Origin of the sequence: Pseudomonas fluorescens (genome assembly GCF_040448305.1) — a bacterium.
Lineage (GTDB): Bacteria > Pseudomonadota > Gammaproteobacteria > Pseudomonadales > Pseudomonadaceae > Aquipseudomonas > Aquipseudomonas fluorescens_BH.
Window position 1 is genome coordinate 3,232,688 of sequence record NZ_CP148752.1, and the last position, 14,993, is coordinate 3,247,680.

The window sequence follows — 14,993 nt, forward strand, 5'->3', positions numbered from 1 at the left end:
CAGGATGAATCAGCCTCACCCTGCTCGCGACTGTGTGAGCGACCACATCCAGACGCTCAATACCACGAGCAATACGAAGGCGAGCACATCACTCCAGTTCGTTATCTAGCACTCGCCACCGCTACTGTTTCGCAGCGAGAAATTACTCGGAGCTACCCCATACCAGCGCTTGAATGCCTGGGAAAAACTCGACAGGTCGCTGAAACCCAGTCGCTCGGCAATCTCGCTGAGGCTCAAGCGTTTGTCGTTGAGCATCTCGATGGCGCTGCGGCTGCGGGCCTCGGCCAGCAAGGCACGGAAGGTGGTGCCTTCATCGTGCAGGCGACGCTTGAGGGTGCGTGTGCTGACGTGGATCAGGCGGGCCATGGCGCAAAGGTCCGGTGGCGTGGTGTCGGTACTGGTCAGGTAGTGCTGGACCAGCGCCGTCATGCCGGAACGGGCGATTCGCCGTTGCATCAACTGTGTGCACATCTGCTCGCACATGCTCACTGTGACGGCGTTGGCTTGTGGCAAGGGGCGCGCAAGGAATGAGCGATCAAAGGCCAGGCTGTTGCTGCTGGCTGCGTAAGTAGGCGCCAGCCCCAATAAACGGTCGTTATCGCACTCGTGAGCTGGGCCGGCACGTAACGTGAAGCGCGACAGCGAAAAGTCATCGCCCCCCAGTTCCTTGAGCAACAGCGCCCCCGCTGCCATGTCCCGGGCCAACAGAAAATCGCGCAGGTCGGGTGCCAGCCCGGGCGTGGCGAAAGTCAGCACACCTTCACTGCCTTGCTCTTCATAGGTCACCACGGTGAATGCGTAGGTCAGCGGCAAAAAGCTCAGTGCCAGGGCTAGTGCATCCCCGGTGGTCGCGCTGCTGATCAGGCCGTAACCAAACAGGCCATAGGTCGAGAAGTGATAGCGCGCACCGACTTCGAAGCCAAGCCCCGGAGGATGATCGAGCAACTGCAACAGATTGCCGGTCACCCGCAGTTCCTGATCGGCAGTCAGCTCCAGATTCGGGTCGGCCAGTTGCGCTGCCGTAAGCCCCGAGCCGGCCAGTATCGCGCTGGCCACCAAGCCTTTTTCGACGCCGAACTGCACCAGCAACAAAGCGCTGGCCGGGCCACGCAAAAAATCCCGAAAGCTCATACCCATGTGCCTGTGGCGAAAAGGTTGGCCCGAATAATAAAGCAATTGTCCCATTCCAGCATTCGGTTCTTTATCAATGGCCGTCACCATCCGTTACGCACGGTTCGTCGTTTAACCAACCATAAAAGGCCGTTGCAGCACTTGGCGAAAACCAGGAGGCGCAATTGTGTGGTTTCGGGTAACCCCGCAAATCTCGCACTGCCTTGCACAAGGGAGAACAACAATGAAAAAGACCTTCGATTACATCGTAGTGGGCGGCGGTTCCGGTGGTTGTGTGGTGGCCGGTCGGCTGAGCGAAGATCCGGACGTCAGTGTTTGCTTGCTGGAGGCCGGTGGCGGCGGGCAGTCCAGCCTGGTCAATATCCCCGCAGCGATGGTGGCAATGGTGCCGACTTCGGTGAATAACTGGGCCTTCGACACCGTCCCGCAGATGGCGCTGGAAGGGCGCAAGGGCTACCAGCCACGGGGCAAGGCACTGGGTGGTTCCTCAGCGATCAACGCCATGATCTACGTGCGGGGTCATCAATGGGACTACGACCATTGGGCCGCCCTGGGCAATAGCGGTTGGGCATTCAAGGATGTCTTGCCGTACTTCCGTCGCAGTGAGCACAACGAGCGCATCGACAGTGTCTTGCACGGGCGGGGCGGGCCGTTATGGGTCAGCGATTTACGTTCGGACAATCCATTCCAGCAACGCTTTCTGCAGGCGGCCCGCGAGACCGGTTTGCCGCTCAACGACGACTTCAACGGTGAAGAACAGGAAGGCGTTGGCATCTATCAAGTCACGCAAAAGCACGGTGAACGTTGCAGTGCGGCGCGCGCATATCTGTTGCCGCATGTGGGGGTGCGCAACAACCTGAGCGTCGAAACCCGGGCCCAGGTGCAACGGATCCTGTTCGAAGGCACTCGCGCCGTGGCTGTCGAGGTGCTGCAAAACGGTCAGGTTCGCACCCTGCGTGCCAGGCGGGAAGTCATCCTCGCCGCCGGGGCCTTCCAGACCCCGCAACTGTTGATGTTGTCGGGAGTGGGGCCGAAAGAGGAACTGCAACGCCATGGCATCCCGCTCTTGCAGGACCTGCCTGGTGTCGGGCAGAACCTGCAAGACCATCCGGATTTCGTTTTCGTCTACAAGACCTCAAGCCTGGATGCCATGGGCGTTTCATTCGCTGGCAGTACCAGAATGCTCAAGGAAGCCGGCCGTTTCCGCCGGGAACGTCGAGGCATGCTGACCTCGAATTTTGCCGAGGGCGGAGCGTTTCTCAAGACGCGCGAAGCGCTGGATAAACCGGATATTCAATTGCATTTTGTTGTCGCCCCGGTCGAGGACCATGCGCGCAAGTTGCGCCTGGGTCATGGGTTGTCGTGCCACGTTTGCCTGTTGCGTCCGCGCAGTCGCGGAACCGTATCCCTGGCCAGCAAAGACCCGCAAGCGGCACCGCTGATTGATCCGGCGTTTCTTCAGGACCCGCAGGACCTGGAAGACATGGTCGCGGCATTCAGACTGACACGCCGATTGATGCAGGCACCGGCGCTGGCCAACTGGATCACCCGCGATCTGTACACCGAAGGGGTCGACACCGACGAGCAGATCCGCACCGTACTGCGTCGTCGTACCGACAGTGTTTATCACCCGGTGGGCACTTGCCGCATGGGCGATGACCCACTGGCCGTGGTCGACGCGCAACTTCGTGTACACGGTCTGCAAGGGCTGCGAATCGTCGACGCATCGGTGATGCCGACCCTGATCGGCGGCAACACCAACGCACCGACCATCATGATCGCCGAGAAAGCCGTTGACCTTATTCGCGGTATTCAGCGGGTGAGTTCGTCTGCCCGGTCTGAAACGCCAGCCACTACTAAAAACAACAACGGGGCACCTTATGTCGTTGCATGAAGTTGAAACCGGTCGCCAGTCGGCAACAGCCTTGAGCGCCATCATCATCGGCAGCGGTTTTGCCGGTATCGGCATGGCCGTTGCCTTGCAAAAGGCCGGTGTGAAGGACTTTGTGATCCTGGAGAAGAAACAGGACGTCGGCGGTGTCTGGCGGGACAACAGTTACCCCGGCGCCGCGTGCGACGTACCTTCGCACCTGTATTCGTTTTCGTTTGAGCCGAACCCGGACTGGAGCAGGGTGTTCGCGCCCCAGGTAGAGATTCACGCCTATCTGCGGCATTGCGCCGACAAGTACGGACTGGACAAGCACATTCGTTTCGGCGCCGAAGTGGTGTGCGCCGAGTTCGATGAACGCACGTCGCTGTGGCACGTGACTCAGCAGGATGGCAGTGTCCTGAGTGCATCGCTGTTGATCAGTGGCACCGGTCAGTTGAGTCGCCCGGCGTTCCCGAAACTGGCGGGTATGCAAACCTTCAAGGGGCACGTGTTCCACTCGGCGACCTGGGACCACAGCTATTCGCTGGCAGGCAAACGCGTGGCGGTGGTCGGCACCGGTGCTTCGGCCATTCAGTTCGTGCCGGCGATTGCCGGGACTGTCGGGCACCTGAAAGTGTTCCAGCGCTCGCCCGCGTACCTGATGCCTCGACCTGATCGGGCCTACTCCGAGCGGGTAAAATCATTGCTGCGCAACATGCCCTGGACGATGACTGCGTACCGCGCTTCGATATACATGCGCTACGAATCCCGGGCGCTGGCGTTCACCCGATTCAAGGGCTTGATGAAGTGGGCAGTGGGCGTTCCGTTCCATCGACTGCTGTCCGAGCAAGTGGCGGACCCGGTACTGCGCAGCAAACTGACCCCGGATTATCCGTACGGCTGCAAGCGTATCCTGCTGTCCAGCGAATACCTCAAGACCATGAGCCGGTCCAACGTGGAGTTGGTGACCGACGGCATTGCGCGAGTCACTGAAAGCGGCATTGAAACCGTTGACGGCCAGCGGCATGAAGTCGATGCGATCATCTACGGCACCGGGTTCGCGGCCACCGAGTTTCTGTCACCGATGCGTATCGTCGGGCGCAATGGCGTGGACCTTAACCATGCCTGGCGCGCTGGCACCCGCGCTTATCTGGGGCTGACGGTTCCGTTATTCCCAAATTTCTTCATGTTGTATGGGCCCAACACCAACCTGGGCCACAACTCGATTGTCTACATGCTGGAAAGTCAGATCGCCCACGTCATGCGCTGTTGGCGCACGATGAAGGGCACCGGCGCCAACACCGTGGAAGTCGACTCAAGCGTGTATGAGCGCTTCCATGGGCAGGTCCAGCAACGCCTGGCCAACACGGTGTGGAACGGCTGCAAGAGCTGGTATGTGGATGACGCTGGCAACAACAGCACCAACTGGCCGGGTTTCACCTTGAGCTATCGCTGGTTGACGCGGTTTTCCGGGTTGCATGCATACCGTTTCACACACGAGTTTGAAGGCGCCACGACCGTTGGCGAATCCCGCGACTGGCCGGAAAAATTGAGCGCCGGATTCCTGAGATTTTTTTTGCGCACCACGTTCCGCTCGCTGATCGGGCCGGGGTTGGCTGCGCCAGCGCAGAGAAAGGTCGTGAGCCTATTGTCCACGTTGATGCCTGGCACTGGCGGCGTGATTCGTTATCGCCAACAGGCCAACGGCGTGCCGGTGCAAGTGGTCGCACCGAAGCAGGGTGAAAACGGCGGGGTCATTCTGTACCTGCATGGCGGGGCGTTCTGCCTTGGCTCGCCGGGTACGCATTGGAGCATCACCAGCCGCTTGGCCAAGGCCTCGGGGATGTCGGTGTGGGTAGCTGATTATCGCCTGGCGCCAGAACATCCTTGCCCGGCGGCATTGGACGATGCGCTGGCCTGCTATCAGGCACTCCGGGCTCAGGGGTATGCCGCTGACCGAATCTTCCTCGCCGGTGATTCGGCGGGCGCCGCGCTGGTGTTGGCTCTGGCGCTCAAGCTGCGTGATCTTCACCCGCATTTCGCCGCCGGCATGCTTCTAATTTCGCCAGTGGCTGACGAAAGCCTGAGCGGTGCTTCCATGACCTCGCGGGTTGAACAGGATCCGATGATCCGTCGCAGCTGGCTGGAGCAAGGGCTGCGCTGGTATGCCGGTACGCAGGTGATGGACAATCCGCTTGAGGTGGACCTGCATGGGCTGCCGCCGATGTTGATCCAGGTCGGTGACCATGAGCTGTTGTTGTCTGACGCCACCCGATTGGCCGAGCATGCGCTTGGCAGCGGGGTGAATTGCCGCCTGGAGGTGTACGCCGCACGCTGGCACGTGTTCCAGTTGCAAGCCTTCTACCTGCGTTCGGCGGCCAAGGCGTTGAAGACCCTCGGCGCATTTGCCCGGGAGCAACTGGCACGCACGAAGCCTGATATGGCGTAAAGCCGGGCGCTGTGATCACACAGTTGGGCAATTCGCGTGATCTGTTATGCCGTGGACCTGTTCGGTGGAGGTGCGGGTGCGTTGTCACTAAAGGTGAGCGCGACCAACGGATCGGAAAATGCTTTCGGGTGCACGGTGCAGGGTGCGCTCAATGGCTCTGCGATGTCGGGACTCGATCAGGTACCAGCCAGTCAAATAAATTTGAAATGCACGGCGATGCTCGACAGAATCGCGCACCTGTCTGGCCAAAGGTGTCGGACGTTCGTGGTGAAAAGGGGCAGCAGTTGAACGAGCAGACTATGTCCATGCGCCTGGAGCGCGTGGCGGCGCATGTGCCAGCCGGTGCGCGCCTGGCCGATATCGGCTCGGATCACGGCTACCTGCCGGTGGCGTTGATGCGCCGTGGCGCCATCGTCGCGGCGGTGGCCGGCGAGGTGGCCTTGACGCCGTTCCACTCGGCCGAACGCACCGTACGCGAAAGCGGCCTGGACCGGCAGATCACCGTGCGCCTGGCCAACGGCCTGGCGGCGATAGAGCCGGGAGACGGGATCACGGCGATCAGCATCTGCGGGATGGGCGGCGAAACGATCCGCGACATCCTCGACAGCGGCAAGGCATGCCTGAGCGGTCAGGAACGCCTGATCCTGCAGCCCAACGGCGGCGAGCAGCCACTGCGTCAATGGCTGATGGAAAATGGCTACCGCATCCTCCGCGAGGAAGTCCTGCGGGAAAACCGCTTCGACTACGAAATCATCGTCGCCGAGCGCGCCGGGCCGGTGGAGTACACCGCCGAGGAGCTGTACTTCGGCCCGTTGCAGATGCAGGCCCGCAGCCCGGCGTTCCTGGTCAAATGGCAGCGCAAGCTGCGCCAGAAGCAGAAGACCCTGGCCCAATTAGCCCGGGCGCAGCAAGCCGTGCCCGAGGAGAAAGTGCAGGACATCGCGCGCCAGGCCCGGTGGATCAGCGAACTGCTGACTTGAGCACCGTCCCGGCTCGTTTGGTGTTTCAGGCCGCAGCGCTCACTGCTACGCCTTTTTCCCCCGACGCAACGTCATGCAGGGAAATCCTTGAAGTTTCCGGCAATGCCAGCCCGCCCGCCAGCGCGAGCAATGCAATCGCGATCAGATAGAACGCCGGCGACAAGTTGCTGCCGGTCGTGCTGATCAACCACGTCGCCACCAGCGGTGCGGTGCCGCCGAAAAGGGTATACGCCATGTTGTAGGTGATAGCCGAGGCGGTGTATCGAGTACGGGTAGGGAAGGTTTCCGAGAGCAAGGCCGCGGTGACCACGCCACACAACACCGCGCCAATCGCCAGGAGCATGACGCCGATGATGGACGCGGCGAACGAGCCGGAGCTGGCCATCAGGAACGATGGATACACGACCACAATCAACAGCGCGCAAGCGGTCATCACCGTGATTCGACGCCCGACCCGGTCCGAATACAGCCCGGCCAGCGGGCAGATCGCTGCAGCGAATAGCAATGCAATCAGTGACACCAGCAACGCTGTAGCGCGACTCAGGCCACCGGCGACTTGCAAGTAGGTCGCGAAATAGGTGGTGAACATATAAAACGAGAGTGCCGTGAGTGACACAAAAGCACCCAGGCAACAGATCGCCGCACCATGGTTGCGCAAGGTTTCCTTGAGTGGGGAATGGGCGACTGCGTGTTCCTCGGTCACCGCCTGGAATGCCGGTGTCTCATCGAGCTTCCAGCGCAAGTAAAGACCCACCAGGCCCAGTGGCGCGGCAATCAGGAACGGCAGGCGCCAACCCCAGCTACCCATTGCTTCGGCGGACAATGACGCCTCGAGTGCGTAGGCCACCACGGCTGCCGCGGCGAAGGCGGAAAATGTCGACACCGGAATGAAGCTGCCGTACCAGGCGCGTTTGTCACGCGGTGCATGCTCCATCAGGTAGGCACAGGCACCTGCGTATTCTCCGCCGGCGGAAAAGCCTTGGGCGCAACGGATCAGGGACAGAAGAATCGGCGCCATGACCCCGATTGCCGCATAAGTGGGCAGCAGACCGATCAAAGTCGTTGCACCGGCCATCAGCAGAATCGTCATCGCAAGGGTTCGCTTGCGGCCGATCCTGTCCCCCAGCATGCCGAAGAAAATCCCGCCAAGGGGCCGAAACGCGAAGGCCACGGCGAATACCGCAAAGGTCTTGAGCAGCGCGGCACTGGCATCGCCGCTGGGGAAAAATTGCTGGGCGATGGTCGTGGCCAAAAAGCCGTAGACGGCGAAGTCGAACCACTCGACGAAATTGCCGATGCCGGCGGCCACAATCACTTTTCTCAGCGTTGCTGGGCTGACTTGTTCTGTCGTTGCGCTTGTCATGCTTGACCTCGGCAGTTCGTGAGTATGCTATCGATTATCGGGGCAGGCACAGCGGCGGCTCACTTCAAAAGTGTCATCCACATAGTCAGTACCGACTTCATGCCGTTGAATTACGCATGATTCGCGCCAGATTGGCCGATAGTCGCGGGTTGCCAAGGGCGCTATTGACCCAGGGTGAAGAAAGGGCGGTGTTGTTCTCGAATTTGTAAGGCGCTGACGGTATTGTCGATCGCCGGGATCAGATCGATTTAAAGGGAAGAAGATGACATTGACAGTCGAAAGCCTGGTCAGGATCGCAATGGCCAATCCAGTAAACGCAGAAATTTCCACTCGCTTGCCTGAGCTCGGTTTGAACCAATGCCTGCTCACGGCCGGTTGCTTGTTCCAGGCCGTGTGGAATCACCAGTCACAGCTACCGCCAGAGTGGGGAGTGAAGGACTACGACGTCTTTTACTTCGATGAGGATCTGTCCTGGGAAGCAGAGAATGAGGTCATCCATTGCGCTCAGCATCTGTTCCAGGACCTCGACGTGAACGTCGAAATGAAGAATCAGGCTCGCGTTCACCTGTGGTACAGGCAGCGGTTTGGCGGGGATTATCCGCAGCTTCAGTCGGCTAAAGACGGGGTTGATCGCTACCTGATTGCCGGTACCTGCATTGGATTGGATGTTGAAACTGGCGAGGTCTATGCGCCCAACGGCCTGGCCGACACAGAGCACGGGCTACTTCGAATCAATCCAAAGAATCCCAGGCCAGACCTGTTCGATCAGAAGGCGAAAAGTTATCAGGCTCGCTGGCCCTGGCTCAGGATTGTAGAGCCCCCACTGTCGGTAGTGCCACGACTCTGAGAAGAGTGAAGAGATCAAAAAACCATGACATGGCTGTAACCGGGCGTGGGGGCATATCCGGATTTGCAAGCTAACGCTCAAAAAAGCACGAACTTGATCGTCTGGCGATACCGTTCAGTTTTTCTTCTTGATCAGTTTATTAATGTAGTACTTCAGGCTTAAACGATCTTTGGGCCTTGGTTTGTAGTGGGTTTTGTTTCTTTGTGCCGGATCGATCGCCATGGTTCCCGCGGTGTAGTAATAAAGCGCGATAGACCGGCGGGTGATGTGCTCCGGAGTCGTCAAAGGCTCCGGGTGCCCATGATTGCTGTCTTTGTCTGTGTTGAAAATGACGCAGCGATTGTAAATGGGCAGGACTTTTTTAAGGCAGGTCTTCATGCCGACATCCCAAAGTTCCAGGTTGCCGCCATACTCTTCTTGCCAGTCTTCATTCAGATAAATGATGATATTCAGTCTGCGCTCAACATTAAGTTTTTTGTTGAGCCTGAAGTCTGAGTGCACCCCCAGGAAACCACCGCTTTTCGTTTCATGCAGGCCGCCGCCGGTAAAGTAGGGGTCGGGTATCAAACCTTCGATGCCTGTGAGCTTTTCAAGAAACTGCAACATGGGGGCCGAGTTAAAGGCGTTGAAAACAGTCTTCAGATAGGGGGGGCATTCGTTGGGACTGATTTGACGTTTTCGTTGACCTTTATAGCCGCGCTCGTAGAGCATTTCATTGTTGGTTGGCTCGACCGGGAAGTGCGAGCAGATGCTCGCAATCAGGTCTTCGTGCAAGAAGTTGTCGATGACTATGTGCGGAAATGGCGTAGCCTGAACATAGCGACTGGCCAACGAGGCACCAAGGGCGCTGGCGGCATTCTGGTCGAAATCAAGCTCCGGGGACAGGGTGATAGGTAGTGCTTGAGTGATGGGTGCCATTACCGCTCCAATAACTTGATATAAAGACTTGTGGGTGACTTCAAGCAGAGTTTAACTGGCTGCTCGTTGCGCCTGTTCGTAGCTTAATTTTTACTGTCGTCCTTGTTCAGACGCTTAAGGATGTTGTTGTACATTTTGGTTCGTCTATGATTTTTATCATAGCCACCAGCCGCTGCGACAGTGCCAGCCTGAATGTGATCCAGATAACTGAAAATTTTACGCGGTGATAACATTTCAACGACATAGCCAAGCTCGGTCATGCGATCCTGAAGAGTATAGCCAGGCACGCGATCGTCCATCGAAAAATGCATGTTGTGCTGTTTGATAAGTTTGCAGTTCCACAATGTACAGAAGCTTTTCAAGTACACTTCTTTGTACGGTTTTGGTTCTCTTGAACGCAATCCCATGGAGATTTTCAGGCGTCTGAAATGGTGCTTGAATAGTCGTGAGCTAAAGCGCCAAAGCGTTCTCGCGGTGCCACGGTTTATTTGCTCGACACAACCGACGGCCACGACTTTTTGGTTCTTCAAGCATTTATTCAGCATCATCGGAAAAACGTTTTTATCAAAAACAAATGTATCAGTGTGCATCAGGAATAAATAATCGGTATCAATTCGCTGCAGAACCAGGTCAAGTGCTTTGCCATGCGCGATATGGCCTGCTTCTGGCTCGGAAACAGAGCGCTCGATTAGATTGATCCAGTCAAGCGTTCGTAAATACTCAGTGCTTTCATCGGCGGAATAGTTGTCAACCACCCATACCGGGACGCTGTTGCTGCCAAAATGCTGGTGCAATAAGTCCAGGCATATCTTGGTGATTTCTGGTGTTTTGTAATTTACTATAACTATGCTGAAGGATTTGGAGCCTTCGGCCAGTAAATCAGGGTTGTTCATTGTTCATGTGCCCAATGTTGTTATACTTAATTGTGGAAATAATTTAACCTGTATACGGCTTTTGCTTGTTTTTCGCGCAAAATCTTGCGTGACTATAGAGCACAATTTGTTAAGTCGCTTTGTCATGCATTATAACCATGGCTTACTCAGACCTGATGGAGAGCAGTAGAAGCGGACTTCATCGTATAAGGATCTGCTCTATAGGTAAACATTTTGACTTGATTCGTTACATCCGGAGGCTGGTCAGGCGAGCGTCTTGGGACGGTGTGAACCGAGCTTGCGTAAGGCATTCAGGTGATTTGTTACGTCATACGGTGTGCCGGCACCTGCAGAGCCTTCCCGAACAGGGAGTCACGCGCTGCGTACATGTGCCGGTTGAGTGTGTGTGAGTGCGTGGCTGGGCCAGAAAGCTGAAACGGGGGCGTGTAAGGTTGTCGTCTGGTTTTGTGATGGGTTGCAGGGACACTTTCTCCATTGGTTCAAAGCAAATACAGGACAGCAGTGGACCACAACCAGCCGATGCCGAGGGTGAAAAGCAGGTAGAAAACCAAAAACATCAAAGGGTGATGCCACATGGCACTAACCTCCCAAAACCCGCTGGTTTTACATTGTTGCCTGGTAAATTGGGTACCGAGAAACCCATGGAGTGGAATCAGCAATAATCAAGCCATTTGAGTAAAGGAAGCCTGGCTACCAGCCCCGGGCCTCCAGCGCTGCGAACTGCCTCCTTCAGACGAAAACCGACACTGAATCCCCCCCAAAAAAAGTGAGATTCCCCCACATGTGGGGGCGTGCGTTCGGATGCCACCCAGAGGGAGCCTGAGTCCCAAGCCAGTGCCAGGGGCGATCAACGCCTGTTCGCAGCGTTATGCACTGAGTGTGCACCAGAGGAATCTGGTTCAATGTTCCAAGCTGATATCATTCAAGAACGTACAAACCGAGTAGAAAAACATGAATCGTCGTAAAAAATTAAATCAGATACTAAAGGCTAACGCCAAGAAGGCTAGTGCCAAATTGGCACCGAAAAGCAAGTCAAAATACATTAGTAAGGCTGACCGATTGAAGCTGGCTGCTGAATCAAGTGACGACTCAATCATGTCCTCTGAAAGCTGAGTTATTCAGCTTCAGCACCACCGGAATCTACAGTTTGACAGGGCTATACATTCCGATGGCACTTACCGCGAAGACGCGGCCTGAGACTACATTCAAGCCGAAGCCACTTCGCGGCGCTGAATCGAACCCGGGGCCTAGCGAATGCCGGTGCCCGCCATGGTCTCTGGTACCCACTGCGCCGTCGATAGCGGCTCGATGTAGCGGATGCCGCCATGAGGGCCTACCACGCCATTGATGTTGTAGGTGCCTTTCGACAGGTCGTACGTCATGAAAGGGGTGGCGTCCGGGACCTGCTGGTCATAGCTCTGGCTGAAGAACGCGAAGGAACCACGGTATAGCTGGCCACTGGTGTCGTACTGATCGGAGGCCACCGCTGCCCAGGTGTCTTCATCCAGGTAAAAGCGGCGCTTCTGGTAGATGTGTTTTGCACCGGGCTTGAGGTTGCCCTCCACGACGTAGACCCGGTGTTTTTCCCAGCGTACGAAGTCCGGGGCGATGAAATTGGGGGTGGTCAGCGATTTGGCGTCGCGAGCGTAGGTCAGTTTGTAAGTGTTGTAGGGCACGATCATTTCCTGCTTGCCCACCAGCGTCCAGTCGTACAACTCGAGTGCACGGGCGGTACCGGGATTGGGTGTGTCGTAGGCCAGGATCGAAATCTGTTTGACGCGGCGTTGGGCAGGCATGTACTGCCAGGCGCGGCCAGGGAACTGCGTCGGGTTGGTGGCGTTCTTGAGCATGATCGACTCGCCGGCTCGACGCGCAGGTCCGGTATAGGACAGTTTCAACTGATAGTAGATGTCAGAGCTGTTGAAGGGCTTGGACATGTTCTCGTAAATCGGGAAGGAGACGAATGCCTCGCCGGTGACCGCCAGGCTCGGTATGCCCGCCGTGTCGACGCTCCAGGAGTCGTACTTGGAATGGATGTTGACACCCTGGTAGCGCAGCAGGAAGTTCCACATCGCTTCGGCGCCTGATTGCGGGATCGGGAAGGGCACCCCGGGCATCACATTATCGATGGCGATCCCGCCGTTGAGGGACCGGGCAGCGGTGGCATTCCTGCGGCTATTGTCCAGTACCGCCTGCGGGAGCGATGCAGTGCGGTGGGTCGGATACACATCGATGCGGAAACCAGGGTAGCGCCTGGCCAACGCTACGGTGGTGGCGGTCAGCATGTCTTTGTACGACTCGACGTTCTTGCCGTTGATCACCAGCAGCGGTTTTTCGTGTGCAAAGGGGTCCGGGCGCATGCTGTCGCCGGTCTTGAAACTGGAGGGGGCAGTGGTCAGGCCACCGCTGTAGGGCGGAATGGAGCCATCGGCATTACCGGCCTTTTCGGCACCCACCCACGTCAGGCTGGTGCCCAGCCGGGCGGCTTCCTGACTCGATACATAGGCTTGTGCATCGATGCCCAGCGCCATGAGGGGGACAGCAGCCAGAAAACTTTTCACGAATTTCATATTGTTATTCTCCTGCCTGGCGTACCAGGCAACTCGTGACTCAGGCGCAACAGTCGCAACCGTCGGTTCAATCGCCAGAGACTTTTTCAGTGCTGCCATTAAATAGCCCCAGAATCAGGGGCGCTTTTCATTTGACGACAGTCCCTTGGCTATTCATGACAGGCCCAGGCGCGCTTGGGGGGCGACGAGCTTTCGGTGTTGGCTCCCGAGGCGCCGCTGGACGTGATGATCGAAATTGCCGAACGGATCCTGCTGGCGCTTGACCTGCTGCGCGAAATGGTGGCAGGGCAGGCCAAGGGTTATCATTTCGCCAAGCCAATGGGGTTGGAGGCGCTATTGGCGAGTTCACTGCTCGATCGCCAGGGGTTCACCACTGTCCGCTACCTGGAGAGTCCAATGTCACCCATCATCACGCGCCTGCTAGCGCTGCTGATTCTTTGCCTGACGCTTGAAGTGCCAGCCCAGACCAACGGCTGCCCGGCTGGCGAGAAACAAGTGTGCCTGGACGACTGCATCTGCCTGCCAGACGTGGTGCCTGATGACATCTACCAGATCGCGGCGCCTGGGCTGGCGCTGTGGCTGACCCAAGCTCGTGCTGAAGCAGCCAACGCCGGCATCCAACCCATTCCACCGCACATCCGCGAGCAGCTACTGCACTGGTACGCCCCCAGCGTCCTCGATACCGCGCGCTACAAAATCAGCGACAACGGCCAATTCAACGCCGCCACCGCCATGCTGCAAAACCCCGATGTCGGTGCCGTGACGCTGATCGACATCATCCTGTTCCGGGACGCGCAATCCGCAGAACAGGACATTGCGCTCTGGGCTCACGAACTCAAACATGTGCAGCAGTATCAGGAGTGGGGGGTGCTGGGATTTGCCCAACGGTATACACAGGATTTCAATGCCGTGGAGGCGCCGGCTTATGCCATACAGGCTGAGGTCAGGCGCTCGCTGCGGGCAGGGACTTACTGAAGGGCGGAGTACTTCCCCTTCATTTTCATGTACGACCCCTGCACGCAGGACGCGCTGTCCATATGGCCGTAATCGAAATGGCGAGCAAGAAGTGCCGGGTTTTCATACGGATCTTCCTTGATGGATCGTTGAGAAATGCAACGTGAGAAACCACAGCACCAGGGCAGTCGCACTGATCAAGGCGCCCAGCAGGCTGACTGCAATCCAGCCCCATAGTGCATAAACCTGCGTCGCGGCTGCGGCTCCCAGTGCACTGCCCACCGAGTAAAAGCACATGTAGGCGCCGACCATGCGACTTTGGGCGTCGGGGCGTGCCGCAAAAACCAGGCTCTGGTTGGTGACGTGTACGGCTTGTACGGCGAAGTCGAGCAAGATCACTCCGCAAACCAGCGCGATCAGTGATGTCTGCGCAAACGCGATGGGCAGCCAGGACAGCGTCAGGATCACCAGCGAAACGCCGGTTACGCGTTGTCCCAAACCCTGGTCGGCCCAGCAACCGGATCTTCTTGCGGCAAGGGCACCGGCGACGCCGGCCAGGCCAAACATACCGATGGCCGTGTGTGAAAGCGACAGCGCAGGAGCGCTCAACGGCAGCACCATGGATGTCCAGAACACGGAAAAAGCGGCAAAGATCAGTAAGGCCAGCAGGCCCCTGATCCGCAAGACCGGTTCGGTCATGAACAGCGTGAAGAGTGACCGGATGAGTGCCGGGTAGGTGTATCGATTGCGTGGAGACACTGCGGGAGGAAGCACTTTCCAGAACACCGCCGCGAGGGTCAGCATCAATCCCGAGGAAACGAAGTACACGGCGCGCCAGCCCGCCAGATCTGCGATCAGCCCAGAGGTAAACCGCGCCAGAAGTATGCCCAGGACAATGCCGCTGGTTACGGTTCCCACGGCCTGGCCACGTTGTGACGGCGTTGCCAGCGCGGCGGTGTAGGCCACCAGCACTTGAACCATCACTGCGACGAGTCGTGAATCGATCGGTTGAAGGCGA

Annotated in this window: 11 protein-coding genes and 1 pseudogene; 6 read left to right on the plus strand and 6 right to left on the minus strand. The window is 57.8% G+C overall.

The genetic code is table 11. The annotated features are described in order from the left end of the window. Positions 1 to 105: 105 nt before the first annotated feature. A complete protein-coding gene (locus tag WHX55_RS14595; protein WP_353742956.1) occupies positions 106 to 1,131 on the minus strand; it encodes an AraC family transcriptional regulator in 1,026 nt (341 codons plus the stop codon). A gap of 223 nt (positions 1,132 to 1,354) precedes the next feature. On the opposite strand from WHX55_RS14595, the gene WHX55_RS14600 reads away from it, so the two are divergent. The 3 genes from WHX55_RS14600 (at position 1,355) to WHX55_RS14610 (ending at position 6,430) form a co-directional block, all read left to right on the plus strand. Beyond that, complete coding sequence (locus WHX55_RS14600) at positions 1,355 to 3,025, plus strand: GMC family oxidoreductase N-terminal domain-containing protein (protein WP_151213455.1); 1,671 nt, start codon at positions 1,355 to 1,357, stop codon at positions 3,023 to 3,025. Then, complete coding sequence (locus WHX55_RS14605; protein ID WP_353742957.1) at positions 3,012 to 5,450, plus strand: alpha/beta hydrolase fold domain-containing protein; 2,439 nt, start codon at positions 3,012 to 3,014, stop codon at positions 5,448 to 5,450. The genes WHX55_RS14600 and WHX55_RS14605 overlap by 14 nt, the downstream gene beginning before the upstream one ends. Before the next feature lie 284 nt (positions 5,451 to 5,734). Beyond that, on the plus strand, positions 5,735 to 6,430 hold the full coding sequence (locus WHX55_RS14610) for a tRNA (adenine(22)-N(1))-methyltransferase TrmK (protein ID WP_353742958.1): 696 nt from the start codon (positions 5,735 to 5,737) through the stop codon (positions 6,428 to 6,430). 25 nt (positions 6,431 to 6,455) lie between these two features. Here the strand turns inward: WHX55_RS14610 and WHX55_RS14615 are convergent, their stop codons facing one another. Beyond that, on the minus strand, positions 6,456 to 7,793 hold the full coding sequence (locus WHX55_RS14615) for an MFS transporter (RefSeq protein WP_150758579.1): 1,338 nt from the start codon (positions 7,791 to 7,793) through the stop codon (positions 6,456 to 6,458). A 262-nt stretch (positions 7,794 to 8,055) separates the two neighbouring features. Here WHX55_RS14615 and WHX55_RS14620 point away from each other — a divergent pair, with 262 nt between their 5' ends. Continuing rightward, the gene (locus WHX55_RS14620; protein ID WP_353742959.1) at positions 8,056 to 8,640 is read left to right on the plus strand and encodes a nucleotidyltransferase family protein; all 585 of its coding nucleotides are present in this window, start codon (positions 8,056 to 8,058) and stop codon (positions 8,638 to 8,640) included. A 114-nt stretch (positions 8,641 to 8,754) separates the two neighbouring features. Here the strand turns inward: WHX55_RS14620 and WHX55_RS14625 are convergent, their stop codons facing one another. Beyond that, on the minus strand, positions 8,755 to 9,558 hold the full coding sequence (locus tag WHX55_RS14625) for a 2OG-Fe(II) oxygenase (protein ID WP_150723882.1): 804 nt from the start codon (positions 9,556 to 9,558) through the stop codon (positions 8,755 to 8,757). Positions 9,559 to 9,641: 83 nt separating this feature from the next. Further along, positions 9,642 to 10,451, minus strand: a complete 810-nt coding sequence (locus tag WHX55_RS14630) for a glycosyltransferase (RefSeq protein ID WP_150755253.1) — start codon at positions 10,449 to 10,451, stop codon at positions 9,642 to 9,644. A 951-nt stretch (positions 10,452 to 11,402) separates the two neighbouring features. On the opposite strand from WHX55_RS14630, the gene WHX55_RS14635 reads away from it, so the two are divergent. After that, positions 11,403 to 11,564 carry a DUF2986 domain-containing protein gene (locus WHX55_RS14635; protein WP_150723880.1) on the plus strand — a complete coding sequence of 54 codons (162 nt, stop codon included), beginning with the start codon at positions 11,403 to 11,405 and terminating at the stop codon, positions 11,562 to 11,564. A gap of 134 nt (positions 11,565 to 11,698) precedes the next feature. Here WHX55_RS14635 and WHX55_RS14640 read toward each other — a convergent pair whose 3' ends face one another. Then, on the minus strand, positions 11,699 to 13,021 hold the full coding sequence (locus tag WHX55_RS14640) for a DUF1329 domain-containing protein (RefSeq protein ID WP_353742960.1): 1,323 nt from the start codon (positions 13,019 to 13,021) through the stop codon (positions 11,699 to 11,701). A 396-nt stretch (positions 13,022 to 13,417) separates the two neighbouring features. Here WHX55_RS14640 and WHX55_RS14645 point away from each other — a divergent pair, with 396 nt between their 5' ends. Continuing rightward, positions 13,418 to 13,996 carry a DUF4157 domain-containing protein gene (locus tag WHX55_RS14645; RefSeq protein WP_150724310.1) on the plus strand — a complete coding sequence of 193 codons (579 nt, stop codon included), beginning with the start codon at positions 13,418 to 13,420 and terminating at the stop codon, positions 13,994 to 13,996. A gap of 102 nt (positions 13,997 to 14,098) precedes the next feature. On the opposite strand, the pseudogene WHX55_RS14650 reads toward WHX55_RS14645, so the two are convergent. After that, positions 14,099 to 14,968 (minus strand): annotated as a pseudogene (locus WHX55_RS14650) (MFS transporter); the annotation flags it as partial. Between the last annotated feature and the right edge of the window lie 25 nt (positions 14,969 to 14,993).

Excerpts from the sequence above, each read along its gene's own strand:
- WHX55_RS14620 (WP_353742959.1), top strand. The coding sequence starts at position 8,056 with ATGACATTGACAGTCGAAAGCCTGGTCAGGATCGCAATGGCCAATCCA.
- WHX55_RS14635 (WP_150723880.1), top strand. The coding sequence starts at position 11,403 with ATGAATCGTCGTAAAAAATTAAATCAGATACTAAAGGCTAACGCCAAG.
- WHX55_RS14645 (WP_150724310.1), top strand. The coding sequence starts at position 13,418 with ATGTCACCCATCATCACGCGCCTGCTAGCGCTGCTGATTCTTTGCCTG.
- WHX55_RS14615 (WP_150758579.1), bottom strand. The coding sequence starts at position 7,793 with ATGACAAGCGCAACGACAGAACAAGTCAGCCCAGCAACGCTGAGAAAA.
- WHX55_RS14630 (WP_150755253.1), bottom strand. The coding sequence starts at position 10,451 with ATGAACAACCCTGATTTACTGGCCGAAGGCTCCAAATCCTTCAGCATA.
- WHX55_RS14595 (WP_353742956.1), bottom strand. The coding sequence starts at position 1,131 with ATGAGCTTTCGGGATTTTTTGCGTGGCCCGGCCAGCGCTTTGTTGCTG.
- WHX55_RS14640 (WP_353742960.1), bottom strand. The coding sequence starts at position 13,021 with ATGAAATTCGTGAAAAGTTTTCTGGCTGCTGTCCCCCTCATGGCGCTG.
- WHX55_RS14605 (WP_353742957.1), top strand. The coding sequence starts at position 3,012 with ATGTCGTTGCATGAAGTTGAAACCGGTCGCCAGTCGGCAACAGCCTTG.
- WHX55_RS14625 (WP_150723882.1), bottom strand. The coding sequence starts at position 9,558 with ATGGCACCCATCACTCAAGCACTACCTATCACCCTGTCCCCGGAGCTT.
- WHX55_RS14600 (WP_151213455.1), top strand. The coding sequence starts at position 1,355 with ATGAAAAAGACCTTCGATTACATCGTAGTGGGCGGCGGTTCCGGTGGT.